The sequence below is a fragment of the Streptomyces sp. 549 genome, from assembly GCF_030124175.1.
In the GTDB taxonomy this organism is placed as follows: domain Bacteria; phylum Actinomycetota; class Actinomycetes; order Streptomycetales; family Streptomycetaceae; genus Streptomyces.
In genome coordinates, this window is sequence record NZ_JASKMT010000006.1 from 186,078 (window position 1) to 210,426 (window position 24,349).

Sequence of the window (24,349 nt, forward strand, 5' to 3'; positions counted from 1 at the left end):
CTCTTCGCGGGCTGCCGCCTCGAAGGGCTGGGACCACATCTACCAGAGTCGGGGCACCGCCCGTGGCCGTCCGGCGAGGTGCCCCCACGTTCCGGCGAACCCGTGCCCGCTGGCGTGACCGCGCCCCTCGCCGGACGGACGGACTCCCGTGGAGGCCGCCGGAATCTCCGCGGAAGAAATGTCGCGAAGTCGCGTAAGGATCCGCGGCCGGCGCGCTCTCTGTCCGTGCAGGGCCGTGAAGACCACGGACCGAGAGCGCAGACGGACAAGAAAGGGGCCGGTCGTGACGCACACCGCTGTGGAGAGGGAACTGGAACTGAGGCTGGTGCTGTCGCCGGAGCGGAGGATCGCCGTGCCGGCCCGGCTGAGCTACCGCAGCGACGACCCCTACGCCGTGCACATCGCCTTCCACATCGGTTCGCCGAGCCCGGTGCACTGGACGTTCTCCCGGGACCTGCTGGTGGAGGGCGTGTTCCGGCCGAGCGGCCACGGCGACGTGCGGGTGTGGCCGACGAAGGTCGACGACCGCACCGTGGTGTGCGTGGCCCTCAGCTCGCCGGACGGCGACGCGCTGCTCCAGGCGCCGGTGGCGCCCGTGTCGGCATGGCTGGAGCGCACGCTGCGGGTGGTGGCGCCGGGCACGGAGGGAGCGCAGTTGGGCATCGACAAGGCGATCGGCGCGCTGCTGGCGCCGGCGGGTGGTGACGACGCGCGGTTCGGCGGACGCACCGAGGAGGGCGGCGGCGACCAGGGTGCCTGAGTGCACGGGCGGGCGGGTGGCCGGGCGGACCGAGAAGGCAGTCAGCGGGCGGAGGGAACTCCGGACTGCCGGCGTCCGCCCACCGTCACGTCGTCACGTCGTCACGTCGTCACGTCGTCACGTCGTCACGTCGTCACGTCGTCACGTCGTCAGAACAGTTTGCCCGGGTTCAGAAGGCCCAGCGGGTCGAACACCTGCTTGACGCCGCGTTGCAACTCCACTCCCACGGGCCCCAGTTCCCGGGCGAGCCAGTCCTTCTTCAGCAGGCCGACGCCGTGTTCGCCGGTGATCGTGCCGCCCAGCTCCAGCCCGAGGGCCATGATCTCGTCGAACGAGATCCGGGCGCGGGCGGCCTCGTCGGGGTCGGCGGCGTCGAAGCACACCGTCGGGTGGGTGTTGCCGTCGCCGGCGTGCGCGCAGACGCCGATGGTCAGCCGGTGCCGGGCGGCGATGGCGGCGACGCCGTCGAGCATCTCGGCCAACCGGGAACGCGGCACGCACACGTCGTCGATCATCGTGGTGCCCTTGACCGCTTCCAGGGCGACCAGCGCGGAACGCCGTGCGGCGAGCAGCAGGTCGGACTCGGCGGCGTCCTCGGCCGGCACCACCTGGACGGCTCCGGCGGCCTCGCACAGCGCACCGACGGCCGCCAGGTCTGCGGCCGGGTCGGCGGTGTCGAAGGCGGCGAGCAGCAGCGCCTCGGTGGTCTCGGGCAGTCCCATGCGGGTGAGCCGGTTGACGGCCCGCAACGTGGTGCGGTCCATGAGTTCCAGCAGCGAGGGGGTGTGGCCGCCCTCCATGATGCGGCAGACCGCGTCGCCGGCGGCCTTGGCGGAGGGGAACTCGGCGGCGAGCGCGAGCTGTTGCGGCGGCCGGGGGCGCAGGGCCAGCACGGCGCGCACGACGACGCCCAGGCTGCCCTCGGAGCCGACGAACAGACGGGTCAGGTCGTATCCGGCGACGCCTTTCGCGGTGCGGCGCCCGGTGGTCAGCAGCCGCCCGTCGGCGAGCACCACGTCCAGGCCGAGCACGTACTCGGCGGTGACTCCGTACTTGACGCAGCACAGCCCGCCGGAGGCGGTGCCGATGTTGCCGCCGATCGTGCACTCCTCCCAGCTGGAGGGGTCGGGCGGGTAGGACAGGCCGACCTCGGCCACGGCCCGGGACAGCGCGGCGTTGACCACTCCCGGTTCGACGACGGCGATCCGGTCGACGGCGTTGACCTCCAGGATGCGGTCCATGCGCAGCAGCGACAGCACGATGCAGCCGTCGGTGGCGTTGGCGGCGCCGGACAGGCCGGTGCGGGCGCCCTGGGGGACGACGGGGGTGCGGGTCGCGGTGGCCGTCCGCATGACGTGCTGCACCTCTTCGACGGTGCGCGGCAGGACCACCGCCACGGGGGTTCCGGCCTCGCAGAAGCCGGCCATGTCGTGGGTGTAGGCGGCCATGACGTCGGGGTCGGTGAGGACCGCGTCGGCCGGTAGCCCGTCCTTGAGCTGTGCGATCGTTGCGCCCATCTCCCCACCCTGGCACCCGCCGCCGGGCCGGACAACAGTGCGCGCCGGGGGTGCGACCGCCGGGGCGGCCCGCCGCCCTGCCCGGTGCACGGGCGGTTGCAGGGAGCAGGTGGCGCCGCCCCGGGGCGCAGGGCGGTGGCGCCATGTCGGAAGGGATGGCGCCACCGGGCGACGAAGGCAGCACGGGGGCCTGCCCTCGAACCCTGCGACCACGAACCTACCCTAACGAGAGGGTAGGTTTGTAGTGCACCACAGGTGCACGTCGCTGCCGCATCCCGATCCGGTCTCGCCCCGACTCCGGACCGGACCGCGGCAGTTGCGGCGACCGCCCCGAGGACCGACGTCAGGAGAACCCGTGGCATCCTCCCCCGTGGAGTGTTCCTCCTGCGGCGAGACCGACGACCTGCGGGGCGCGCCGGAGGCCGGCGACATCCGGATCACCTGCGGCAGTTGCGGTGCGCACTGGCTGCGCGGCGGTCCGCGCTGCGCGACCTGCGGCGGCGGCGATCTCGTCGAGCGCCCGCAGGCGATGACACGTCATTCCCGGGGCACCCAGCTGTCCATCATCGGCTGGCAGCAGGTACCGCTGTGCCGGGTCTGCGACGCCGCGGCGCTGCGGACGTCCATCGCCGACAACGTGCCGCTCCCCCACACCTATGTGGCGGCCGCCCTGCGGGACGCGTCACCGGACACCCGGCCGCCCGCGACCGGCCCGGCCCGCCCGGCGGACGCACCGGCCCGGCCCGGCCCCCGCACCCGGTCCGCCCCGGCCGAGCCGCAGCCCGCCCCGCCCTCGAAGACGCCGAAGACCCCGCAGGCCGCGCAGGCCGCGCAGGCCGCGCAACCCCCGGCGGCGGGCGCGACCGGGGCGACCCGGCCGACGGGCGGCGGGGCGACTCGGCAGCCCGGCGGTCCACCCGCGCGCAGGCCGGGGACCAGGCCGCCCGCCGGTGCGGTGCCGACCGTCCGGCAGGCGATCCAGGCGTTCCTGACCGAGTCGTCGGGGGATGTCGACCACACCGCGCTGCTCCTGCTCGGCACGCACCTGGGGTCGGCCAGCCGGCTGTCGGTACTGGAGGAGCGGCAGGCCGCCGCCGACCTCGCCACCTGGGCTGCCGACCGCTGGCCCGACCGGCAGGCCGCCGCCCGCAGCCGCGCCCTCGACACCCTGTGCCGCGCGGTGGACTTCTGGGGTGCCCGGGGCTGGCTGGCCTCCGACCCGGCCGCGCACCTGCGTCCGGACTGAGGCAGGGGGCAGGACGCCCCCTGCACACAGGGAGACGCGGGGCGGAGAGTTGCGCGGGTGCGGCGTCTCAGCCTGCGGCGTCCAGGCGCTTCCGCAGCGTGCGGGCGAAGTCCTCCGCCGCTGCCAGCGAGGCCCGCAGGGAGGCGCATCGCGCCTCGGCCACCTCCCGGTACGCGTCGAGCCGCTGCCGCAGCCGCTCCCGCTCTGCCGGGTCGTCCCCGTCCGACGCCTGCAGTGCGTCGGCGACCTCCAGCAGGTCCCGCATCTCGTCCAGGGAGAGGTCCAGCGGCTTCATCTGGCGCACGACCCGGAGGCGTTCGATGTCGGCCTCGTCGTAGAGCCGGAAACCTCCCTTGCTGCGGGCGCTCGGAGTGACGAGGCCGACGTCCTCGTAGTGGCGGATGGTGCGCAGCGACAGGCCGGTACGCTCGGCCACCTCGCCGATCTGCATCTGGCGTTCCGCCATCCCGGTCGCTCTCCTCGGTCGTGTGGTGGGTGGGTCCACCCGGCGGGGACGCCTGCGAGTCCGAACAGCGGTCCAGTACGTGACGTTAATCACCAGGCCACGGCGTTCCTTTACCTGGTATTCACCGTTCCGACCGCGCATTCGACCCTCACGTCAGGGTAGAGTTTTACGTGGCTCACCGCGCTGTACACGCAGCCGCGTGGGCCGCCGCAGCGCGGACCGTGCAACCGGTCCCGGCGGCACCCACAGCCTTCCGGGCAATGATGCCCGACCGGCAGCCGAGACGCTGCCCCCGCCCCGGCGGGCCGCCATCGAGAGTGCGCCCGCTCCTTCGGTTCCACCACCGTGTGGGCCGTGCCCCGAAGTGCGTGCAGCGGTGTCTGTGCGCCTGAGCAGAAACGGTTGCATGTCCTCCTCGCTGCCCGCGGCCTCCCGGCTGCGTCTGTCCCGGCCTGACTGGCTGGCGTCTCCGAAGGTGTTCCGTACCGAGGTCCTGGCCGGCCTGGTGGTCGCGCTGGCGTTGATCCCGGAGGCGATCTCGTTCTCCATCATCGCCGGTGTCGACCCGGCGGTGGGCCTGTTCGCCTCGTTCACGATGGCCGTGGTCATCTCCATCGTCGGTGGCCGCAAGGCCATGATCTCCGCCGCGACCGGCGCGATGGCCCTGGTCATCGCGCCCCTGAACCACCAGTACGGGCTGGGCTACCTGATCGGCGCGGTCATCCTGGGCGGCCTGATGCAGATCGTCATGGGAGCCGTCGGCGTCGCCAAACTGATGCGGTTCGTACCCCGCTCGGTCATGGTCGGCTTCGTCAACGCCCTGGCCATCCTCATCTTCATGGCCCAGATCCCCGAGATGCGCGACGTGCCGTGGGCGGTCTACCCGCTCGTCGTCGCCGGCCTCGCCCTGATGGTGTTCTTCCCGAAGATCACCACCGTGGTCCCCGCACCCCTGGTCTCCATCGTCACCCTCACCGTCATCACCGTGGCCGCCGGCATCGCCGTGCCCAACGTCGGCGACAAGGGTGAGCTGCCCTCCTCGCTGCCCATCCCCGGCCTGCCCGACATGCCCCTGACCCTGGACGCGCTCACCACCATCGCCCCCTACGCGTTCGCCTTCGCACTGGTCGGCCTGATGGAGTCGCTGATGACGGCGAAACTCGTCGACGACATCACCGACACCCACTCCAACAAGACCCGCGAGTCCATCGGCCAGGGCGTCGCCAACGTCATCACCGGCTTCTTCGGCGGCATGGGCGGCTGCGCCATGATCGGCCAGACCATGATCAACGTGAAGACCTCCGGCGCCCGCACCCGCCTGTCCACCTTCCTCTCCGGCGTCTTCCTGATGATCCTGGTCGTCGTCTTCGGACCCGTCGTCTCCACCATCCCCATGGCCGCGCTCGTCGCGGTGATGATCCTGGTCGCGTTCGCCACCTTCGACTGGCACTCCGTCCACCCCAAGACCCTCAGGCGCATGCCGCTGGGCGAGACCGTGGTCATGACCGTCACCGTCGTCGTGGTCGTCGCCACCCACAACCTCGCCATCGGCGTCATCGTCGGCTGCATCACCGCCATGGTCATCTTCGCCAAGCGCGTCGCCCGCCTCGCCGAGGTCTCCGGTGTGGTCGACCCCGACGGCAACCAGGTCGTCTACGCCGTCACCGGGGAGTTGTTCTTCGCCTCCTCCAACGACCTCGTCTACCAGTTCAACTACCGCGACGACCCCGACGACGTCGTCATCGACCTCACCGACGCCCACATCTGGGACGCCTCCTCCGTCGCCGCCCTCGACGCCATCGAGACCAAGTACGCCACCCGCGGCAAGAAGGTCACCATCATCGGCCTCAACAAGGTCAGCGCCGAGATGCACGACAAACTCGCCGGACAACTCACCGCCGGACACTGAACCGGCCGACCGCCGGCGCCCGCCCCTCGCGGGTCCCGGCGGTCTTCCCGACCCGCGGTCGGACGGGTCATTCTGCCCTGACGGACCCGTCCGGCCGCGTCGCACCAGGAGGCACCGCTGAGTACGCAGGCAGACCCCGCCGCACGGGCCGCGAAGGCCCGGCAGAGCGGAGAACCGCCCGCCGCCGGCGGGCGGTTCTCCGGGTGGCGGATCGTCGGCCTGAGCGCTGCGGCACTGGCCCTGACCGCACCGGGTCAGACCGCGGGCATCTCCGTCTTCGTCGACCCGATGATCGCCGACCTCGGGATCAGCCGCACGGCCGTCTCCACCGCCTACCTCACCGGCACGCTGGTGGGCGCGTGCGCGATGCCGTCGATCGGCCGCTGCGTGGACCGGTACGGCCCCCGCGCGGTGATGGCCGTGGTCGGCGCGGTCTTCGGCGCCGTCCTGCTGGCGCTGTCCTTCACCTCCGGCATCGTCGGCCTGACCGCCGGCTTCGCGGGCGTCCGCATGGCCGGCCAGGGCGCCCTCACGCTGGTGGCCACCACCACGGTCGCCTACTGGTTCGACCGGCGACGCGGGCTCGCCCTGGGCCTCACCAGCGCCGTCGGCGCCGCCGGCATCTCGCTGGCCCCCCTGCTGATCGAGGTGCTGATCGCCGACGTCGGCTGGCGCCGGGCCTGGGCCGTCGAGGGTGTGCTGATCTGGGCCCTGGTGGTGCCCATCGCCCTGCTGGGCATCCGCAACCGGCCCGCGGACATCGGCCAGCACGTGGACGGCGTGCCGCCCGCGCCCGGCGCGGAGGACCACACAGCCGCGGGCTGGCCGCTGCGGCAGGTGCTGCGCAGCGGCATGTTCTGGGCGGTCGCGGCGTGCCTGTCGGCCAGCAGCATGCTGGTGACGGGCCTCAACTTCCACCAGATCGCCCTGCTCGGCGAGCGCGGACTGAGCCCGGTCGCCGCCGCGGCCAACTTCCTCCCGCAGACCCTCGCCGCGCTGCTGGCCGGCTTCGCGGCCGGGGCGCTGCTCGACCGCGTCTCCCCCAAGGCGGTGCTGACGGCGGCCATGGCGGTGCTCGCCGCGGCTGTGCTGTGCGTGCGCTTCGTGGAGCCCGGCTGGACGGCGCTGGCCTTCGGGTTCCTGCTCGGCGGCTCCGGCGGAGTGCTGCGGTCGGTGGAGGCCGCCGCGTTCCCGCGGTACTTCGGGACCGCCCACCTCGGGGCGATCCGCGGTTGCGCCCACACCATCACGGTGGGGGCCAGCGCGTTCGGGCCGCTTGCGGTGGCGATGGGCCGGGATCTCACCGGCAGCTACGCCCCGGCGATGCTCGCGTTCGCCGTTCTGCCGGCGGTCGCGGCCGTCCTGGTGCTGTGCGCCCGCGAGCCCGCCGTCCGAAAGGTACGGGATCAGTCGTGACGGGCGAGCTTCACCGCGGAGACGAGCAGGATCACGGCCAGCACGGGCATGAGCACCAGGTCAGGGAAGACTCCCAGGAGCAGCCCGCCCAGCACCGCACCGACGACTGAGCCCACTGCCATGAGCAGGGCGAAGCGGAGGTTCGCGCCGAGGACAGCGAAACTGCCGTCCCGGCTGTAGCGGGCGAACGCGACCAGCATCGTCGGCAACGACACCAGCAGCGAGAGGCTTCCCGCGGTCTTGATGTCCTCGCCGAACAGCAGCACGATCGTCGGGATCAGCAGCTCGCCCCCGGCGACCCCCATGATCGCCGCCACCACCCCGATACCGAACCCGGCAGCGACCCCGCAGGGGACCTGGGCCCACAGCGGCAGGGTGAGCGCGTCCACGGCGGTGGTGTGCGTGACCACCAAGGCCACTGCCATGAGCACCATCAGAGCCGCCAGCACCCTGCACAGGGTGGCGCTGCGCATGCGCACGGCCCAGGTGGCCCCGACCCAGGCCCCCAGCAGGCTGCCCGCCAGCAGGTTGACCGCGACGGGCCAGCGCGCGGCCAGGTCGGCGGCGGGGACCACTGCCAGCCGCGCGGGCAGCGCGACCAGAACGACGACCAGGCTCATCGCCTTGTTCAGGATGACTGCCGAGAGCGCGGCGAACCCGAAGAGGCTGATCAGCAGCGGCAGGCGGAACTCCGCGCCGCCCAGCCCGATCATCCCGCCCAGCACGCCGACCGCCGCTCCCGCGCCGAACACCTCGGGCATCGAACGGGTCGAACGGGTCGAGCGGGTCGGGACCAGGTTCCGGTCAGTGGCCATGACGCGCATTCTCGCCACTCACCGCCCCGGCCTGCCATGGAACAGGCGCGGCTTCGGAGCATGGCACCGGGCAGGCGCTCGGGACTTGTCCGAACCGCCGTGACGACACCGTCGACGCAACCCGGTCGGAGTCGCGCACACCGCACCCCCGGCGGGGGCGGACCACCGGGGGTGCGAGTCGGGTGGGGCGGCGGCGGGCCGCCCGGGCGGGTCAGAGGTTGCCGCGCTTGGCCTGCTCGCGCTCGATGGCCTCGAACAGGGCCTTGAAGTTGCCCTTGCCGAAGCCCATGGAGCCGTGCCGCTCGATCATCTCGAAGAACACCGTGGGCCGGTCCTGGACGGGCTTGGTGAAGATCTGCAGCAGGTAGCCGTCCTCGTCGCGGTCGGCGAGGATCTTCAGCTCGCGCAGCTCGTCGATCGGCACCCGGGTGTCGCCGACCCACTCGCCGAGCGTCTCGTAGTAGGAGTCGGGCACGTCGAGGAACTGCACGCCGGCCGCCCGCATGGTGCGCACGGTGGAGACGATGTCGTTCGTGGCGAGCGCGATGTGCTGGACGCCGGGGCCGCCGTAGAACTCCAGGTACTCGTCGATCTGCGACTTCTTCTTGGCGATGGCCGGTTCGTTGATCGGGAACTTGACCTTCTTGGTGCCGTCGGCGACGACCTTGGACATCAGCGCGGAGTACTCGGTGGCGATGTCGTCGCCGACGAACTCCTTCATGTTGGTGAAGCCCATGACCTTGTTGTAGAACGCCACCCACTCGTTCATCCGGCCCAGTTCGACGTTGCCGACGCAGTGGTCGACGGCCTGGAAGGTGCGCTTGGCGGGCGGGGCGACCATGGGCTCGACGGCGCTGAAGCCCGGCAGGTACGGGCCCTCGTAGCCGGAGCGGTCGACGAGGGTGTGGCGGGTCTTGCCGTAGGTGGCGATGGCGGCGAGCACGACGGTGCCGTGCTCGTCCTTCAGCTCGTACGGCTCGGTGAGGCCGGTGGCGCCCTGCGCGACGGCACGCGCGTAGGCGGCGCGTGCGTCGGGCACCTCGATGGCGAGGTCGACGACGCCGTCACCGTGCTCGGCCACGTGCTCGGCGAGGAAGCGCCCGGCGTCGGTGGTGGCCTTGATGACGGAGGTCAGCACGAAGCGCGCGGAGCCGGACTCCAGGACGTAACTGGCGGTCTCGCGGCTGCCGTTCTCCGGTCCGGAGTAGGCGACGAGCTTCATGCCGAAGGCGGTCGAGTAGTAGTGCGCGGCCTGCTTGGCGTTGCCCACGGCGAAGACGACCGCGTCCATGCCCTTCACCGGGAAGGGGTCGGCCTGCCGCGATGCCTGGGTGGTCTCAAGGGTCTCAGTCATGTCCGCAGGCTCCCTCTCTACGGCATGATGCGCAATAGTTCTTGCATTCACTGGACAATCTGCTCAGTAGATGGCCGGTAGGAGCGGGCGATCTGCACAGGATGACCACCGGAACGACCATCGGGAGAGGGCACGCATGGGCATCGACGAGCTGGACGGCCGGCTGCTGGAGCTGCTCGCCGAGGAGCCGCGGGTGGGTGTGCTGGAGGCGTCACGGCGGTTGCAGGTCGCCCGCGGCACCGTGCAGGCGCGGCTGGACCGCCTCCGGTCGTCGGGGGTGATCCGCGGTTTCGGCCCGGACGTCGACCCGGCGGCGCTGGGCTACCCGGTGACGGCGTTCGCCACGCTGGAGATCAAGCAGGGTCAGGGCGCGGACGTGCGGGCGCACCTGGCGACGGTGCCGGAGGTGCTGGAGCTGCACACCATCACCGGGCACGGCGACATGCTGTGCCGCCTGGTGGCCCGGTCCAACGGGGACCTCCAGCGGGTCATCGACCGGGTGGTGGGCTTCGACGGCATCATGCGGGCTTCGACGGCGATCGTGATGGAGAACCCGGTGCCGCTGCGCATCGTCCCGCTGGTGCGGCAGGCGTCCCGCGGCACAGGCGGCTGAGGGCACCTGTCGCGGCCCGCTTCGACCCCGTCCGTCAGCAGGTGGGGACGGGGCCGCCGTCGCGCAGGGCGGCGAGCGCGTCGAGCGCGCCGCCCAGCGTGGTGACGGGCACCAGCCGCAGCCCCTCGTGCAGTTGCGCGCCCGCGTCGGCGCACTCCGCCTCCGGCACCAGGAACACCGTGGCACCGTCCCGGCGGGCGGCCTGCGTCTTCAGCGGCACACCGCCCACCGGCCCGACCGTGCCGTCTGCCTTGATGGTGCCGGTACCGGCGACGGTCCGGCCTCCCGTGAGGTCACCGCCGCTGCCGTCGCCCTCCAGCTTGTCGATGACACCCAGGGTGAACATCAGCCCGGCACTCGGCCCGCCGACGTCCTCCAGGCGCAGCCGCACCTCCACCTCGTCGGGTGACAGCTCCAGGCGGCGCAGCGCGGCCTGGACCGCGGAGTCCTGGGAGCGCCGCATCTCGGCGGTGTTGTGCCGGCGGATCTCGTCGACGTTGCCGCCGACCGGGTACACCGCGTCGAGCGGCATCACGGCCCGCTGCCCGGAGAACCAGCCGCGGACCACCGCGGGCAGCCGCACCGGGTCGTCCGGGCCGGTCGCCGCGATGGTGGTCATCAGCAGCTCGCCCTCGGAGGTGCGTCCGTCGCCGCCGTCGGCGTCGGTGACCGTGATCACGGGCCGGCCGCGGTCCTCCCCGAGCACGTCGGTGGTGATCCCCGGCTGCGCCACCGCGTACGGCAGCGGGACGAGCGCGGCGACGGCGAGCAGGGCGGCGACCAGCGCGGCGCAGACGGCCAGGGCCGGGCCGCGGCGGAGGCGGGGAGAGGAGGTCACCCGTGCAATCTAGAGCACGGCCGCCCGCCGGGCCGCACCCGCCTCGGCCCCGCCGCGCGCCGCTCAGCTCAGCGCGTCGGCGACCTCCGTGGCGGCGGCGACCACCCGGTGGCCGACCTGCTCGGGCACCGACTCGGCGAGCATCACCACGCCGACGCTGCCCTCGATGCCGCCGACCCCGAGCAGGGGCGCGGCGGCGCCGCAGGCGCCGGCCTCCAACTCGCCGCGGGTGAGCACGAAGCCGGTGTCCAGTTCGTCGTCGGGGCGGCGGCCGGCGAGGATGGCCCGGCCGGCGGCGCCCCGGTCGAGCGGGTGGCGGAACCCGGTGCGGTAGGCGACGTGGTAGTCCGTCCAGCTGGGCTCGACCACGGCGACCGCCAGCGCCTCGTTGCCGTCGACGAGCGTGAGGTGGGCGGTCGCGCCCACCTCCTCCGCGAGCGAGCGCAGCGCGGGCAGCGCGGCCTCCCTGACCAGCGGGTGGACCTGCCTGCCCAGGCGCAGCACGCCGAGGCCGACCCGGGCCCGGCCGCCGAGGTCGCGGCGTATCAGGGAGTGCTGCTCCAGCGTGGCGAGCAGGCGGTAGATGACGGTCCGGTTGACCCCGAGTTTGTTGGACAGCTCGGTCACGGTCAGCCCGTGGTCGGTGTCGGCAAGCAGTTTCAGGACGCGAAGTCCCCGGTCGAGCGTCTGAGATGTCTCCGCGGTCACGACGCCCCTCCTCGTGTGAGTGGCGGCGGCGGTCTTCGGGTGAAGCAGGGTCGCGCATGCAGTGCCGGTCCCGCCGGGCAGCATGCGCAGAGAAGGCCACCGGCCGCGCTGGCAGGCCGCACCGGCTGCGCTCCGGGGCGGCGCTGCCACGGGGCGTGTGCGTGACCGGAAACCTAGCGATCGGCACCGCTCACCGGAAGACCACGTCCAGAATCCGGGCAATATCTCGGCAAAGCCGTCCGCTTTGCGAGTGTTTGCCCGGGGCGCGCAGTCAGCTTCCGGGCACTCCCGGCGTGCAGAACCACGCGGACGGTGCGCCGGTCGGCGCACCCGGTCGCGCTTCCGCCGGTCAGCGCATGCGGGTGGCCCACTCCCGGACCTTGTCGATGCGCTGCTTGAGCTGCCCCGCGGTCGCCTCGGCGCTCGGCGGACCGCCGCACAGCCGCCGCAGCTCGGTGTGGATCACGCCGTGCGGCTTGCCGCTCTGGTGGGAGTAGGCACCCACGAGGGAGTTCAGCTGCTTGCGCAGCTCCAGCAGCTCCTTGTGGGTGACGACGGGCCGCCGCTCGGCCGGCACCTCCAGCAGGTCGGCCTCCGTGTCGGGGCGCTTGCGGCTGTGCGCGATCTGCTTGGCCTGCCGCTTCTGCAGCAGCATCTGCACCTGGTCCGGCTCCAGCAGCCCGGGAATGCCGAGGTAGTCCTGCTCCTCCTCGCTGCCGGGGTGCGCCTGCATGCCGAACTCGGCGCCGTCGTACATGACCCGGTCGAAGACCGCGTCCGACTCCAGGGCCTCGAAGGGCAGTTGGTCACCGTCGCCGGTGTCCTCGTCCTGCTGCTTCTCGGCCTCCTTGAGCAGCGCGTCCTCCTCCGCGTACGGGTCGTCCTCGCTGTCCTTCTTCGGCTTGTCCAGGACGTGGTCGCGCTCGACCTCCATCTCGTGGGCGAAGCCCATCAGCATGGGGATCGTCGGCAGGAACACCGACGCCGTCTCGCCGCGCCGCCTGGACCGCACGAAGCGGCCCACCGCCTGCGCGAAGAACAGCGGCGTGGAGATGGTCGTGGCGTAGACGCCGACCGCCAGCCGCGGCACGTCCACCCCCTCGGACACCATGCGGACGGCGACCATCCAGCGGTCGTCGGAGTGGGTGAAGTCCTCGATCCGCTGCGAGGCGCCGGTGTCGTCGGACAGCACCACCGTCGCGGACCGGCCGGTGATCTCGCGCAGCAGCTTGGCGTAGGCGCGGGCGGAGTCCTGGTCGCTGGCGATGACCAGCGCACCGGCGTCCGGGATGCCCTTGCGCACCTCGGTGAGCCGCCGGTCGGCGGCCCGCAGCACGCTGGGCATCCACTCGCCGCGCGGGTCCAGCGCGGTCCGCCAGGCCTGCGAGACGGCGTCCTTGGTCATCGGCTCACCCAGCCGGGCGGCGATCTCGTCACCGGCCTTCGTCCGCCAGCGCATGCTGCCGCTGTAGGACAGGAAGATCACCGGCCGGACCACGCCGTCCCCGAGCGCGTGCCCGTAGCCGTAGGTGAAGTCCGCGACGGACCGGCGGATGCCGTCCGAGCCCTCCGCGTACGTCACATAGGGGATCGGGTTGGTGTCGGACCGGAACGGGGTGCCGGTAAGCGTCAGCCGCCGGGTCGCCGGGTCGAACGCCTCCGCGCACGCCTCGCCCCACGACTTGGAGTCGCCCGCGTGGTGGATCTCGTCCAGGATCACCAGCGTCTTGCGCTGCTCGCAGCGGTTGCGGTGCAGCATCGGCCGCACCCCGACACCGGCGTACGTCACGGCGACGCCGTGGTACTCCTTGCCGACCGGACCGGCGCTGTACCCCGGGTCGAGCTTGATCCCTATCCGGGCGGCGGCCTCGGCCCACTGCTTCTTCAGGTGCTCGGTAGGCGCGACCACGGTGACCTGCTGCACCACGTGGTGGTGCAGCAGCCAGGACGCCAGGGTGAGCGCGAAGGTGGTCTTGCCCGCGCCCGGGGTGGCCACCGCGAGGAAGTCCCTGGGCTGCTTCTCCAGGTACTGGTCCATCGCGGCCTGCTGCCAGGCGCGCAGCTTGCCCGCGGTGCCCCAGGGGGCACGTCCGGGGAAGGCCGGGGACAGGTGATGGGAGGAGGTGGTGGTAGTCACGGTCTCCGTCGGGCTGGGTCGGCGATCGGCAACCGCGTCAGCCTACCGGTGCTGCCGCACCCGCCCCCGGCGGACGCCGCCAACGCCCGCCAAGTGCGGCGTGCGTCACACCCCGCCACCGCCCTCCCGCAGGCGGCGCAGTTCCTCGGCGATCGGCTTGACCTCGTCGAGGCCGCCGGTGGCCACCGAGATGACAAGCCGCTCGGCGGCGTCGGTGTCCACCCGCAGCGTCTCACCGTTCAGACGCAGGAACGTGACGCAGGACAGCCACGCCGTGCGCTTGTTGCCGTCCACGAGCGGGCGGTTGACGGCGAGCGACTGGAGCAGGGCGGCTGCCTTGTCGAAGAGGTCCGCGTAGGCCTCCTGGCCGAACATGGCGGCGGAGGGGCGGTGCACGGCCGATTCGAGCAGGCCGATGTCGCGCACCGCCACCGGACCCTCGCAGGCGTACTCGGCGGGGGTGAGCACTTCCTCCGCGGAAAGGTAGAAGTAGGTCACTTCAGCCGGTCCATCAGCTCACGCCACCGCGCCGCCTCCTGCGACGCCACCTCTCGCACCATGGCGTCGCGGGCGTTCTTGGCGAGGTAGTCGTCCACCGCTCGGAGCACTACGGCGTGCATGCTGCGCCCCTCGCGCTCGGCCTGCGTCCTGAGCGCCTCGGTCCGGTCGTCGTCCAACCGCAGGTTCATAGCCATACCACGACGGCACCACCGCTTGACCCCACGGTGGTACCGAATTGTGGCGGGCGGGCCCGCCCCCGGGTCAGCCGGTGACGACGGCGGCCTGGGGGCGGATCGGGAGGCGGTTGACGGGGCGGCCGGTGGCCGCGCGCACTGCGGCGGCGACGGCGGCCGGGGCGACCACCACCGGCACCGAGCTGACCGACTTCGCGCCGAACGGGGCGACGACGTCCCGCTCCTCGACCAGCTTGACGATGCGCAGCGCGGGCGCGTCCAGCGACGTCGGCAGGGGGTAGCCGGTGAGGTCGGGGTGGCGTACGACGCCCTTGGCGACCCGCAGGTGCTCGAAGAGCGCGGCGCCCATGCCCTGCACCAGCCCGGCCTCGATCCGGGCCCGGACCTGCTCCGGGTTGAGCACCCGGCCGACGTCCTGGGCGAGCGCCAGCTCCACCACCCGTACCGTGCCCAGCTCGACGTCCACGTCGACCACGGCCCGCACGGCGGCGAACGCCATGCCGACGAAGGCGTCACCCTGGCCGGTGTCGTCCAGCGGCTCGGTGGGGTGCGGGCGGCACTGCGCGGTGGCCCACAGCTCCTTGCCGTCCAGCGCCTCCGCGACGGTGGTGGACAGCACGCCGTCGTAGGAGGTGATCTTGCCGTCGGCGATGGACAGCAGTTCGGCGGACATGCCGAACTTCGCGGCCAGCGGCTGGAGCAGCTGCGTCCTGACCATCTTCGCGGCGCGCTCGACGGCGCCGCCCGACACCCAGGTGTGCCGGCCCCTGGCGGCCGGGCCTGCGGGCGGCTGGTCGGTGTCGACGGGCGCGACGTACACCTCGTCGACGCCGAGTGTCTCCTGCACGATCTGCCGGGCGAGCGTGGTGAAGCCCTGGCCGGTGTCGACGGCGGCGCACAGCACGGTGGCCACCGGCCCGTCGACCTTGACGGTCGCGGTGGACACCTCGTCGGCGCCCTCCGCGCCGAGGACGTTGACCATGCCGAGCGCGTAGCCGACCCCGCGCCGAACGGCGCTCGGCTCGCCCGCGCCCTCGGGTCCGCCGGGCAGCAGCCACTCGTCCTCGGGGAGTTCGCTGGGCAGCGCGGGCAGCGGCGCCTCGCGGACCGCGGCGAGCAGTTCGGCGACGGGTGCCGGGCAGGTGACGGTCTGCCCGGTGGGCAGCAGGTCGCCGGTTCCCATCACGTTGCGGGCGCGCAGCTCGGCCGGCTCGATGCCCAGTTGATGCGCGAGCTTGTCCATCTGGCCCTCGTACGCGGCGCACACCTGGAGTGCGCCCTCTCCGCGGACGTGCCCGGCCGGCGGGTTGTTGGTGCGCACAGCCCAGCCGTCGACGACGGCGTGCGGCACCACGTACGGCCCGGCGGCGAAGGCGACGGCGGCGGCCAGCGCCTCGGACGAGCCGTCGGCGTACGCACCGGCGTCCATCAGGATCTGCGCCTCGACCTTCAGCAGCCGGCCCTCGGCGTCGGCGTGGTGGCGGTAGCGCAGCAGCGTGGGGTGGCGGTGGGCGTGGCCGAGGAAGGACTCCTCGCGGTTGGCGGCGAGCTTCACCGGGCAGCCGGTGCGCATCGCCAGCAGCCCCAGCGGCAGCTGGATGCTGAGGTCCTCGCGGTCGGCCATCGCCCCGGGCACGCCGGTGACGACGATCTTCACCTGGTCGGGGGTGAGGCCGAAGCAGGCGGCGGCGAGGTCCCGGTCGGTGTGCGGGTCGGTGCAGGCGGTGTAGATCTCCACGCCGCCGTCGGGCCGGGGGACGGCGAGTCCGGCCTCGGCGCCGATCGGCGCCGGGTCCTGCCGGCCGACGCGGTACAGGCCCTCCACGACGACGTCGCCGGTGACGTCCGGGTCGCCGTAGCGCAGCGGGATGTGGCGGACGAGGTTGCCGTCGGGGTGGACGGGGTCGGACTCGAAGGACTTCTCCGGGTCGGTGACCGGTTCCAGCACCTCGTACTCGACGGCGATCGCGGCGACCGCCAGACGCGCGGTGTCGGGGTGGTCGGCGGCGACGGCGGCGACCGGCTCGCCGTAGTGGCGGACCACGTCACGGGCGAACGCGGGCCGGTCGGCGGCGGTGCGGCCGTGGTTGGCGTCGCCGGGCACGTCCTCGTGGGTGATGACGGCGCGCACCCCGGGCATCGCCGCCGCCTCGGAGGTGTCGACCGACACGATCCGGGCGTGCGGGTGCGGTGCGCGCAGCACGGCGGCCCACAGCAGGCCCTCGGCCCACAGGTCCGCGGCGTACGGAAAGGTGCCCTGGGCCTTGGCCTGGGCGTCGGCCGGCCGGAGCGAGGTGCCGAGGCCGTGCGGTTCGGCGGACACCGGCGGCGGAAGCGGGGAGCCTCCGACCTGCGTCGTGGTCGCGGCATCGCTGGACGTCACTGCACGCCTCCCTCGTCACCGGGGCCCGGCTGCTGGGGAATGTGGGGACCGCCGTGCTCGCCGTGCGCCTCGGCGGCCTCCGCCGCGGCCCGCTGCGCGGCGGCGGCCCGTTCGGCGGTGACCTCGCGGACCGCTTCCAGCACGCCCCGGTAGCCGGAGCAGCGGCACAGGTTGCCGCAGAGCGCCTTGCGCGTCTCCAGTTCGGTGGGGGCGTGGTTGCCTTCGAGCAGGTCGTGCACGGTCATCGCCATGCCGGGCACGCAGAAGCCGCACTGCGCGCCGCCGCGGGCGGCGAGGGCGCGCTGCACGTCGGAGGGGGCACCGGGGGCGCCGAGCCCCTCGACGGTGCGGATCTCCGCGCCGGCGGCGGTGGCGCCGGGCACCAGGCAGGACGCGACGAGGCGGCCGTCGACCTGTACCGAGCAGGCGCCGCACTCGCCCTGCGAGCAGCCGTCCTTGGCCCCGGCGAGGCCGAGCCGCTCCCGCAGCACGTAGAGCAGGGACTCGCCGATCCACGCGTCGGTGACGGGCCGGTCGGCGCCGTTGACGTGCAGCACGTAGGAGGCGTGCGGGTGTTCGCTGGGGCGCCCGTCGAGGGCGCCGTCCGGTTCGGCGTCGAAGTCGCCGTCCTCGGGGCCGTCGTCCGCGAGGCTGCCGCTGCGGGAGGGCCCCTCGGCGGGGTCCGCGTCGTGGCCGGGGCGCTCGGGCGGGCCGTCGGCGGAGGGGTGCGGACCGTCGGCGGAGTACGGACCGTGGTGCTCCGGCTCGCCGCGGCCGGGCGGCACCGGGAACTCGCCGGAGTCGTCGACGCCGTGCCGGTCGGCGGGCGACGGCCACTGGCCGGCCGCTTCGCCGTGCCCGGCGAAGCCGTGGTCGGCCGCACGGTCGGAGCCCGCGGGCGGGGTGTGGTGGTCCTGCCACTGGGCGCCGGGGGCGGGTTGCACGCGGGCCTCGTGCGAGCCGGCCAGCGCGGCGGCTGCGCCCTGGCCCATGGCGGCGGCCGGGGTGGTGGGCGCGGGCGGTTCGGGGTCGGCCGGGGCGGCGTCGGCGAAGGGCAGGGTCCAGTGGCCGGTGGACGCGGGGTCGAGGGAGGCCGCAGCGGTCATCGGCGGGCCCAGCGTCGGCGGGGCCCAGCCCGCGCCGGTGCCGGGCGCGGCCAGCGGCGTCTCGCCGTCGGCGGAGTCGGGCCCGGGAAGCTGTATGAAGGCGGTGGAGTCACCGTCGTACTCGCCGCCCCAGCCGCCGGTCGGCGGGGTGGACGGCGACGGCTGCTGGTCGTTGCTCATGCGAGCGCCCTCCCCAGTCCCCGGCGGGCCAGTGCGGCCACAGTACGCCGCAACTGGAGGGCGGCGGGCGGAAGTGCCGGAGCGTCGGCCCCGGCTTCGGCCGGCACCGGGTCGGGAATGCAGGCCATCGCGACATACTCTCCAAAAGCGTGCAGTGCCTCCGGGGCGAGCGCGGTCGCACCGCGCTCGGAGACCACCGACCAGTCGATCAGCGACGCCACCCAGTTCTCCGCCTCCAGGGGCCGCAGCGGCATGGGGGCGACCGCGCCGATCGCGCACCGCACCCCGCGGCGGGCCGGGTCGAGCACCACCGCGGCGGAGGCGATGGCCCGGCTGGGGCCGGTCCGGCCGGTGGCCTTGATGAAGGTCTGCGGTGCGTGCAGCAGCGGGACGCGCAGGTGGCCGATGACCTCGCCGGGCTGCAGCATCTCCACGCCCGCGAGCAGGTGGCCGACGGGGATCTCGCGGCGGGTTCCCGCCGGTCCGGCGACCAGCAGCACGGCTTCGAGCGCGGCCAGCACCGGCAGGGTGTCGCCGGCCGGGGCGGCGCTCGCCACGTTGCCGCCCAGGGTGCCGGCGTTGCGCACCTGCGGCGGTCCTGCGGAGCGGGCGGCGGCGGCCAGCGCCGGGAAGAGGGCGGCGAAGTCGGGGCGGCCCATCCGGGCGAGCGTCAGCCCGGCGCCGAGCAGGCCGTGCCGGTCCTGGTACTCCCAGCCGCGGATCTCGCTGATGCGGCCGAGTCCCACCAGCGCGGCGGGGCGCAGCCGCCCGGAGTTCACCGCGACCATCAGGTCGGTACCGCCGGCCACCGGCACCGCCGCGGGCATGGCGGCGAGCGCGGCCACGGCCTCGTCGAGCGTGGCCGGCAGGGTGACGGCCCCCGCCGTCCCCGGGCCGTGCGGTGCGTGCGTGCTCACTCCAGCTGCCCCTTCCCCGGTCGTCCCGGTGCCCAGCCGTACGGTACGTGCTGAGGACCCGGACGTGGCAACTCTGGCACATCTCACGGCCGCTGCGACGCGAGGGTCCGGGAAGGGTGTTCGCACCCGCACCGTCATCGTTCACCCGCTTTCGCACCGATGTCGCCCGAGCGGCGCACCAGATACCGCTTGTCACCCTTGGCGGCTTTTGCAGGGATTGCGGAAAACCGGGTGCGGGCCCCGGTTTTCCGCCGTCGCGGGGAGCCATGCCTGCGGGGCGGCAGGGTCACACGATCGGGGGGCTCCCTTCGATCGGACGTCCGAGGACTCCGGGCCGCTGCTGCCAGGGCCGGGGTCCGGCGGGCGGCCGGTAGTCGACGCCGAACGCGTCCAGGCGTGCGTAGTGGGCGTCGTGCATGCGGCGTTCGAAGTCCGCCCAGTCGCGGTTCTCCCGGGGGCTCCAGGCGACCTCGGCGAACGCGGCGAGGCGCGGGAAGAGCTGGTAGTCGATGCGCTGCCGGGTCTCGGTGACCTCCGTCCACATGTTGGCCTGGGTGCCGATGACGTGCTTCTCCCGCTCGGTTCCGGCCAGTTGCGGCGGCACCGGCTCGAAGTGGTAGACGTCGCGCAGGCTGCGCACGTAGCCGATCGGCACCGGCTCGCCGGGTCCGTCGGCCTGCCGGTGGTCGAGGTAGACCTGCTGCTCGGGGCACATCACCACGTCGTGGCCGGCTTCGGCGGCGGCGATGCCGCCCGCGTAGCCGCGCCAGGAGGAGACGGCCGTGCCGGCGGGCAGGCCGCCTTCGAGGATCTCGTCCCAGCCGATGAGGCGGCGTCCGCGGGCGGCCAGCCACTGGGCGAAGTGCCCGATGAACCAGGACTGGAGGCCGTCCTCGTCCTTGACGCCGAGGTCGGCGATGCGCTGCTGCGCGGTGGCCGACGCCCGCCACTCGTCCTTGACGCACTCGTCGCCGCCGATGTGCACGTAAGGGCTGGGGAAGAGGTCGAGCACCTCCTCCAGCACCCCCTCGTAGAAGCGCAGCGTGCGCTCGGTGGGGGCCAGCACGTGCGGGCTGACGCCCCAGTCCGTCCACACGCCGAGCGCGGTGGTGTCGACGACGTCGGTGTTGCCCAGTTCGGGGTAGGCGGTGATGGCGGCCTGGGAGTGCCCGGGGATGTCGATCTCGGGCACGACGGTGACGTGTCGCCGGGCGGCGTAGGCGACGATCTCGCGGATGTCGTCCTGGGTGTAGTAGCCGCCGTGCGGGCGTTCGTCCCAGATGTCGGAGGCGCGGTGGCCGACCCGGGTGCGCGGGCGCCAGGCGCCCTGCTCGGTGAGGCGGGGGTGCCGTTTGATCTCGACGCGCCAGCCCTGGTCGTCGGTCAGGTGGAAGTGCAGCACGTTCAGTTTGTGGGCTGCGAGCAGGTCGATGTACCGCAGCACGCCGTCCTTGGGCGTGAAGTGCCGGGACACGTCGAGCATCAGGCCGCGCCAGGCGAACCGCGGCCGGTCGGTGAGGGTGCCGCGCGGCAGCGGCCACCGGTCGCGGCCGGTGACGGGGGCGCGGCGGCAGGCGTCGGGGCCGAGCAGCTGGCGCAGGGTCTGGGCGCCCCAGAACACCCCGGCGGCGGCGCCGCCGTGGAGGGTGACGCCCCGCTCGTCGACCGTCAGCCGGTAGCCCTCGGGACCGAGTTCACCGGCCACGTCGTCGGACACGGCGAGGTGGACGGCGGTGTGCCCGTCCGCCGCGGGGGCTTCCTCCCCGGGAGCGTCCGCCGAGCCGTCCGCCGGGCCGGCGGGGGGCAGCGGCAGGCCGGTGGCGGCGCCGACGGTGGCGCGCAGCCAGCGGGCGGTGTCCTCGGTGCCCGGTCCGGCGTGGAGCACGGTGCGGGCGTCGAGCACGGTCGGCGGTCCGTCCGGCGCGCCGGGCGGGCCGGCGGGGGCGGGCACCAGGGCGGGGGCGTGCGGGTCGGTCACTGCGGAGTCCATGGGTCAATCCTTCACTGCGCCGCCGAGTCCGGAGACCAGGCGTCGCTGGACGAGGACGAAGAAGACGAGCACGGGCACGGTCATGACGGTCGACGCCGCCATGACACCGCCCCAGTCGGGTGTGTCGGTGTCGAAGAAGACCAGCAGCGCCATGGGCAGGGTTGAGTTCTCGGTGGCGCTGATGATGAACGACTTGGCGAACAGGAAGTCGTTCCAGGCGGAGATGAAGGAGAAGACGCTGACCGCGGCGAGGCCGGGGAAGACCAGCGGGAAGAGGATCTGCCACAGGAACCGGGTGCGGCTCGCCCCGTCGATGTAGGCCTGCTCCTCCAGTGCCTCCGGCACCGCCCGGACGAAGCCGCGCAGCATCCAGATGGCGAACGGCAGCGAGAACGCCAGGTGGGGCAGGATGAGCGAACCGAGGGTGTTGAGCAGCCCGGCGTCGCGCATCAGGAAGAACATCGGGATGGTGAGCGCCTCGATGGGCACCATCTGGGCGATGAGGAACATGATCAGCAGCGTGGTGCGGAACCGGAAGCGGAACCGGGTGACGGCCGTCGCCGCCAGGAACGCGATGAGGGTGGAGGCCACCACGACGGTTCCGGCGACGAGCAGGCTGTTGACGAAGTAGCGGCCCAGGTCCTGCTGTTCGAAGACGCGGCGGAAGGAGTCCAGCGTCGGGGCGAGCGTCCAGGGGCGCGGCTGCGCGGACTGCACCTCTCCGGCCGGCTTGAACGCGGACAGCACCATCCAGTACAGCGGGAAGGCGACGACGGCCGCGACGAGCAGCGCCGAGGCCTCGGCGGCGAGCCGCCAGGGCTTCCTGACGGTGAAACGGAGCGGGCTGCTCACAGCTCCTCCCCCTTGCGTCGGATCAGTCGCAGGTAGACGAGCGTCACGGCCAGCAGGATCAGCAGCATGACGACGCCGATGGCCGAGCCGAGGCTGTACTGCGAGGAGGCGAACGCCTTCTGGTAGGCGTAGACGTTGAGCACGAGGTTCTGGCCGGCGATGCCGCCGCCGCCCGTCATCACGTAGATCTGCGTGAAGATCTTGAAGTCCCAGATGATCGACTGGATCGTCACCACGACGAGGATGGGCTTGAGCATCGGCGCCATGATGCTGCGCCAGGTCCGCCAGGTGGAGGAGCCGTCGAGCGAGGCGGCCTCCAGCACCTCGGAGGGGATCGCGCGGATTCCGGCGTACATGGTGACCATCACGAAGGGGAACGAGCACCACACGACGGCGAACAGCACCAGCGCGAAGGCGCTGTAGCGGCCGTACGTCCAGGAGAAGTCGGTCAGTCCGAGCAGCTTGTTGACCGGCCCGAAGTCGGCGTCGAAGAGGAACACCCACACGGTCGAGCCGGTGATGGCCGGGGTGGCCCACGCGCCCATGGCGGCGATCATCAGCAGCAGCCGGGGCACGGCCCTGATGCGGGTGAGCAGCACCGCCAGGGCGCAGCCGACGGCGAGCGTGGAGATGACGCAGGCGGCGGCGAAGACGACGGTGGCGGTGAGCACGCTCCAGAACTGGCTGTCGCCGAAGAGTTCGGCGTAGTTGTCCAGTCCCCGGAAGGTGGTGGGGGCACCGCCGCTGACCTGGGCCTGGTTGTACTCCAGGAAGGAGATCAGGCCCAGCTGGTAGATCGGGTAGACGAGCAGTCCGGCGAGGACGACCAGCGCGGGGGCGAGATAGAGCCAGGGCGTCCAGGCGCCCCCGCGCGGTGCGGCGGTGGTGCGGGCCATCGGGTCAGTCCTGGGCCTTCTGGAAGGCGTCGTCCATCTTCTTCGCGGCGTCCCGGGCCGCGGTGTCGACGTCCTTGCGGCCGGTGGCGACCTCCTGGAGCATCGTGGGCAGGACCTGGCCGGCGTCGATCTGGGCCCAGGCGGGGGTGGCGGGAACGAACTTGGCGCCGGCCTCCAGGGTGCGCACGAACGGCTCGACGAAGGGCTCGTCGGAGGCGACCTGCTGGCGGGTGTCGGAGAAGGTGGGCAGGAAGCCCATGGCGTCGAACAGCTTGCGCTGGGTCTCCTTGCCGGCGAGTTCGCGCATCAGGTCGACGGCGAGCGTGCGGTGCGAACTGCTCTTGAGCACGCCGAGGTTGTTGCCGCCCGCGAACGCCGGGGCGATGTCGCCCTTGTTGACGCCGGGCAGCGGGACGACCTTGTACTTGCCCTTGACCGCGCCGTCCTCCATGGCCTGCCGGCTGAAGTCGCCGCCGACGACCATGGCGGACTTGCCGCCCGCGAACGTCTGCACGTTGTCGTTGCCGCCCATCTGGGCGCACTTGGCGGCGGGGCAGTTGTCGGTGCCGAAGAGGTCGGTGTACGCCTTGATGCCCTTCTTCGCCTCGGGGCTGTCGACGGCGGCGGTGTGACCGCCGTCCTTCTCCTCGGCGAGTTCGCCGCCGTGGGCCCACAGGAACGGCATCGCGCCGTAGGTGTTGGCACCGCCGACCGCGAGGCCGTACAGCTCGGGGCGCTCCTTGCGGATCTTCTTCGCCGTGGCGGCCACCTCGCCGAGCGTGGTGGGGACCTCCAGGTTGAGGTCGTCGAAGACGTCGGTGCGGTAGTACAGGGCCCGCACGCCGACGAACAGCGGGGCGCCGTACACCTTGCCGTCGACGGTGACCGACTCCTTCGCGGCGGGGTCGGTGTCGGAGGCCTCGTCCCAGTCGCCGAACTCCTCGGTGACGTCGGCCAGTCCGCCGTCGGCGACGTAGCCGGCGGTGTCGGTGTTGCCGTACTCGATCAGGTCGGGTGCGGAGGAGGGGTCGTTGAAGGCGGCCTTCATCTTCTCGGCCCGGCTGTCGACGGGTATGTACTGCACGTCGACCTTGACGTCGTCGTGGCGTGCGGTGAACGCGCTGACGGCGTCCTGCACGATGTCGGCCTTCGGCTTGTTGTTGACCTCCTGGAACAGCCACACCCGCAGGGTGCCGCTCTTGTTGTCCTCGGAGGCGCCGTTGCCGGCGGAGGTGCCGGGGGCGCAGCCGGTGGCGGTGACCCCGGCGAGGGCGAGTGCGGCCAGGGGAACGGCCAGGCGGGTGGGAAGGCGGGTGGGAAGGCGGTGGGACCTGCGGGACGGAACGCGGGCGGAGAGCTTCATGGTGGTACTCCCGGCGGATCGGCATTGCAGCATGTGCAACGTGTGTTTCGTGCTGCACAACTTCGCTGGAGGCTATGGCTCATCCGGGCACGACGACAAGAGGTCTCGACCATTTCGTGACGTGCGGGCGCACTGCGTGCAACGCCGGACCGGCGGCGCCTGCCGGGCGGCGACACACCTCTGACCCG

The 24,349-nt window shown here is 72.9% G+C and carries 21 protein-coding genes; 5 read left to right on the top strand and 16 right to left on the bottom strand.

Annotation, left to right across the window (positions count from 1 at the left end):
- Positions 1 to 283: 283 nt before the first annotated feature.
- Positions 284 to 760, top strand: a complete 477-nt coding sequence (locus tag QNO07_RS10250) for an SsgA family sporulation/cell division regulator (protein ID WP_283991429.1) — start codon at positions 284 to 286, stop codon at positions 758 to 760.
- A 149-nt stretch (positions 761 to 909) separates the two neighbouring features.
- On the opposite strand, the gene QNO07_RS10255 is transcribed toward QNO07_RS10250, so the two are convergent.
- Positions 910 to 2,277 (bottom strand): FAD-binding oxidoreductase, encoded by a 1,368-nt coding sequence (locus QNO07_RS10255; protein WP_283991430.1) that lies wholly within the window; start codon positions 2,275 to 2,277, stop codon positions 910 to 912.
- Between the two features lie 355 nt (positions 2,278 to 2,632).
- Here QNO07_RS10255 and QNO07_RS10260 point away from each other — a divergent pair, with 355 nt between their 5' ends.
- A complete protein-coding gene (locus QNO07_RS10260) occupies positions 2,633 to 3,523 on the top strand; it encodes a hypothetical protein (protein ID WP_283991431.1) in 891 nt (296 codons plus the stop codon).
- Between the two features lie 67 nt (positions 3,524 to 3,590).
- Here QNO07_RS10260 and QNO07_RS10265 read toward each other — a convergent pair whose 3' ends face one another.
- Positions 3,591 to 3,989: a MerR family transcriptional regulator gene (locus QNO07_RS10265; RefSeq protein ID WP_283991432.1), complete on the bottom strand. Its 399-nt coding sequence runs from the start codon at positions 3,987 to 3,989 to the stop codon at positions 3,591 to 3,593.
- A 406-nt stretch (positions 3,990 to 4,395) separates the two neighbouring features.
- Here QNO07_RS10265 and QNO07_RS10270 point away from each other — a divergent pair, with 406 nt between their 5' ends.
- Entirely contained in the window at positions 4,396 to 5,898 is a 1,503-nt protein-coding gene (locus QNO07_RS10270; protein WP_283991433.1) for a SulP family inorganic anion transporter, read from the top strand.
- A gap of 117 nt (positions 5,899 to 6,015) precedes the next feature.
- Positions 6,016 to 7,314 carry an MFS transporter gene (locus QNO07_RS10275; RefSeq protein WP_502961811.1) on the top strand — a complete coding sequence of 433 codons (1,299 nt, stop codon included), beginning with the start codon at positions 6,016 to 6,018 and terminating at the stop codon, positions 7,312 to 7,314.
- Here QNO07_RS10275 and QNO07_RS10280 read toward each other — a convergent pair.
- Together QNO07_RS10280 and hppD are read right to left on the bottom strand one after the other, a co-directional pair.
- Entirely contained in the window at positions 7,305 to 8,129 is an 825-nt protein-coding gene (locus QNO07_RS10280) for a sulfite exporter TauE/SafE family protein (RefSeq protein WP_283991436.1), read from the bottom strand. The two genes, QNO07_RS10275 and QNO07_RS10280, sit on opposite strands and share 10 nt — an antisense overlap.
- Before the next feature lie 211 nt (positions 8,130 to 8,340).
- A complete protein-coding gene (gene hppD, locus QNO07_RS10285) occupies positions 8,341 to 9,483 on the bottom strand; it encodes a 4-hydroxyphenylpyruvate dioxygenase (RefSeq protein ID WP_283991437.1) in 1,143 nt (380 codons plus the stop codon).
- A gap of 136 nt (positions 9,484 to 9,619) precedes the next feature.
- Between hppD and QNO07_RS10290 the strand changes: the two genes are divergently transcribed.
- The gene (locus QNO07_RS10290) at positions 9,620 to 10,096 is read left to right on the top strand and encodes an Lrp/AsnC family transcriptional regulator (protein WP_283991439.1); all 477 of its coding nucleotides are present in this window, start codon (positions 9,620 to 9,622) and stop codon (positions 10,094 to 10,096) included.
- A 34-nt stretch (positions 10,097 to 10,130) separates the two neighbouring features.
- On the opposite strand, the gene QNO07_RS10295 is transcribed toward QNO07_RS10290, so the two are convergent.
- The 12 genes from QNO07_RS10295 to QNO07_RS10350 all read right to left on the bottom strand — a co-directional run bounded on the left by QNO07_RS10295 (position 10,131) and on the right by QNO07_RS10350 (position 24,161).
- Positions 10,131 to 10,934, bottom strand: a complete 804-nt coding sequence (locus QNO07_RS10295; protein WP_283991440.1) for a S16 family serine protease — start codon at positions 10,932 to 10,934, stop codon at positions 10,131 to 10,133.
- Between the two features lie 63 nt (positions 10,935 to 10,997).
- Positions 10,998 to 11,642, bottom strand: coding sequence for an IclR family transcriptional regulator (locus QNO07_RS10300; protein WP_283991441.1), 645 nt, complete (start codon positions 11,640 to 11,642; stop codon positions 10,998 to 11,000).
- A gap of 349 nt (positions 11,643 to 11,991) precedes the next feature.
- On the bottom strand, positions 11,992 to 13,779 hold the full coding sequence (locus tag QNO07_RS10305) for a DEAD/DEAH box helicase (RefSeq protein ID WP_283991442.1): 1,788 nt from the start codon (positions 13,777 to 13,779) through the stop codon (positions 11,992 to 11,994).
- Between the two features lie 105 nt (positions 13,780 to 13,884).
- Positions 13,885 to 14,277: a type II toxin-antitoxin system death-on-curing family toxin gene (locus QNO07_RS10310; RefSeq protein WP_283991443.1), complete on the bottom strand. Its 393-nt coding sequence runs from the start codon at positions 14,275 to 14,277 to the stop codon at positions 13,885 to 13,887.
- Positions 14,274 to 14,474: a CopG family transcriptional regulator gene (locus QNO07_RS10315; RefSeq protein WP_283991444.1), complete on the bottom strand. Its 201-nt coding sequence runs from the start codon at positions 14,472 to 14,474 to the stop codon at positions 14,274 to 14,276. The genes QNO07_RS10310 and QNO07_RS10315 overlap by 4 nt, the downstream gene beginning before the upstream one ends.
- Before the next feature lie 67 nt (positions 14,475 to 14,541).
- On the bottom strand, positions 14,542 to 16,857 hold the full coding sequence (locus tag QNO07_RS10320) for a xanthine dehydrogenase family protein molybdopterin-binding subunit (protein ID WP_502961810.1): 2,316 nt from the start codon (positions 16,855 to 16,857) through the stop codon (positions 14,542 to 14,544).
- The gene (locus QNO07_RS10325; RefSeq protein ID WP_283991446.1) at positions 16,854 to 18,143 is read right to left on the bottom strand and encodes a 2Fe-2S iron-sulfur cluster-binding protein; all 1,290 of its coding nucleotides are present in this window, start codon (positions 18,141 to 18,143) and stop codon (positions 16,854 to 16,856) included. Before QNO07_RS10325 ends, QNO07_RS10320 begins: the two co-directional genes overlap by 4 nt.
- On the bottom strand, positions 18,140 to 19,060 hold the full coding sequence (locus QNO07_RS10330; protein WP_283991447.1) for an FAD binding domain-containing protein: 921 nt from the start codon (positions 19,058 to 19,060) through the stop codon (positions 18,140 to 18,142). Before QNO07_RS10330 ends, QNO07_RS10325 begins: the two co-directional genes overlap by 4 nt.
- A gap of 286 nt (positions 19,061 to 19,346) precedes the next feature.
- On the bottom strand, positions 19,347 to 21,050 hold the full coding sequence (locus QNO07_RS10335) for a beta-N-acetylhexosaminidase (protein WP_283991448.1): 1,704 nt from the start codon (positions 21,048 to 21,050) through the stop codon (positions 19,347 to 19,349).
- Between the two features lie 3 nt (positions 21,051 to 21,053).
- Positions 21,054 to 21,902: a carbohydrate ABC transporter permease gene (locus QNO07_RS10340; RefSeq protein ID WP_283991449.1), complete on the bottom strand. Its 849-nt coding sequence runs from the start codon at positions 21,900 to 21,902 to the stop codon at positions 21,054 to 21,056.
- Positions 21,899 to 22,798 (bottom strand): carbohydrate ABC transporter permease, encoded by a 900-nt coding sequence (locus tag QNO07_RS10345; protein ID WP_283991450.1) that lies wholly within the window; start codon positions 22,796 to 22,798, stop codon positions 21,899 to 21,901. The genes QNO07_RS10340 and QNO07_RS10345 overlap by 4 nt, the downstream gene beginning before the upstream one ends.
- 4 nt (positions 22,799 to 22,802) lie before the next feature.
- Entirely contained in the window at positions 22,803 to 24,161 is a 1,359-nt protein-coding gene (locus QNO07_RS10350; protein WP_283991451.1) for an extracellular solute-binding protein, read from the bottom strand.
- Positions 24,162 to 24,349 lie beyond the last annotated feature (188 nt).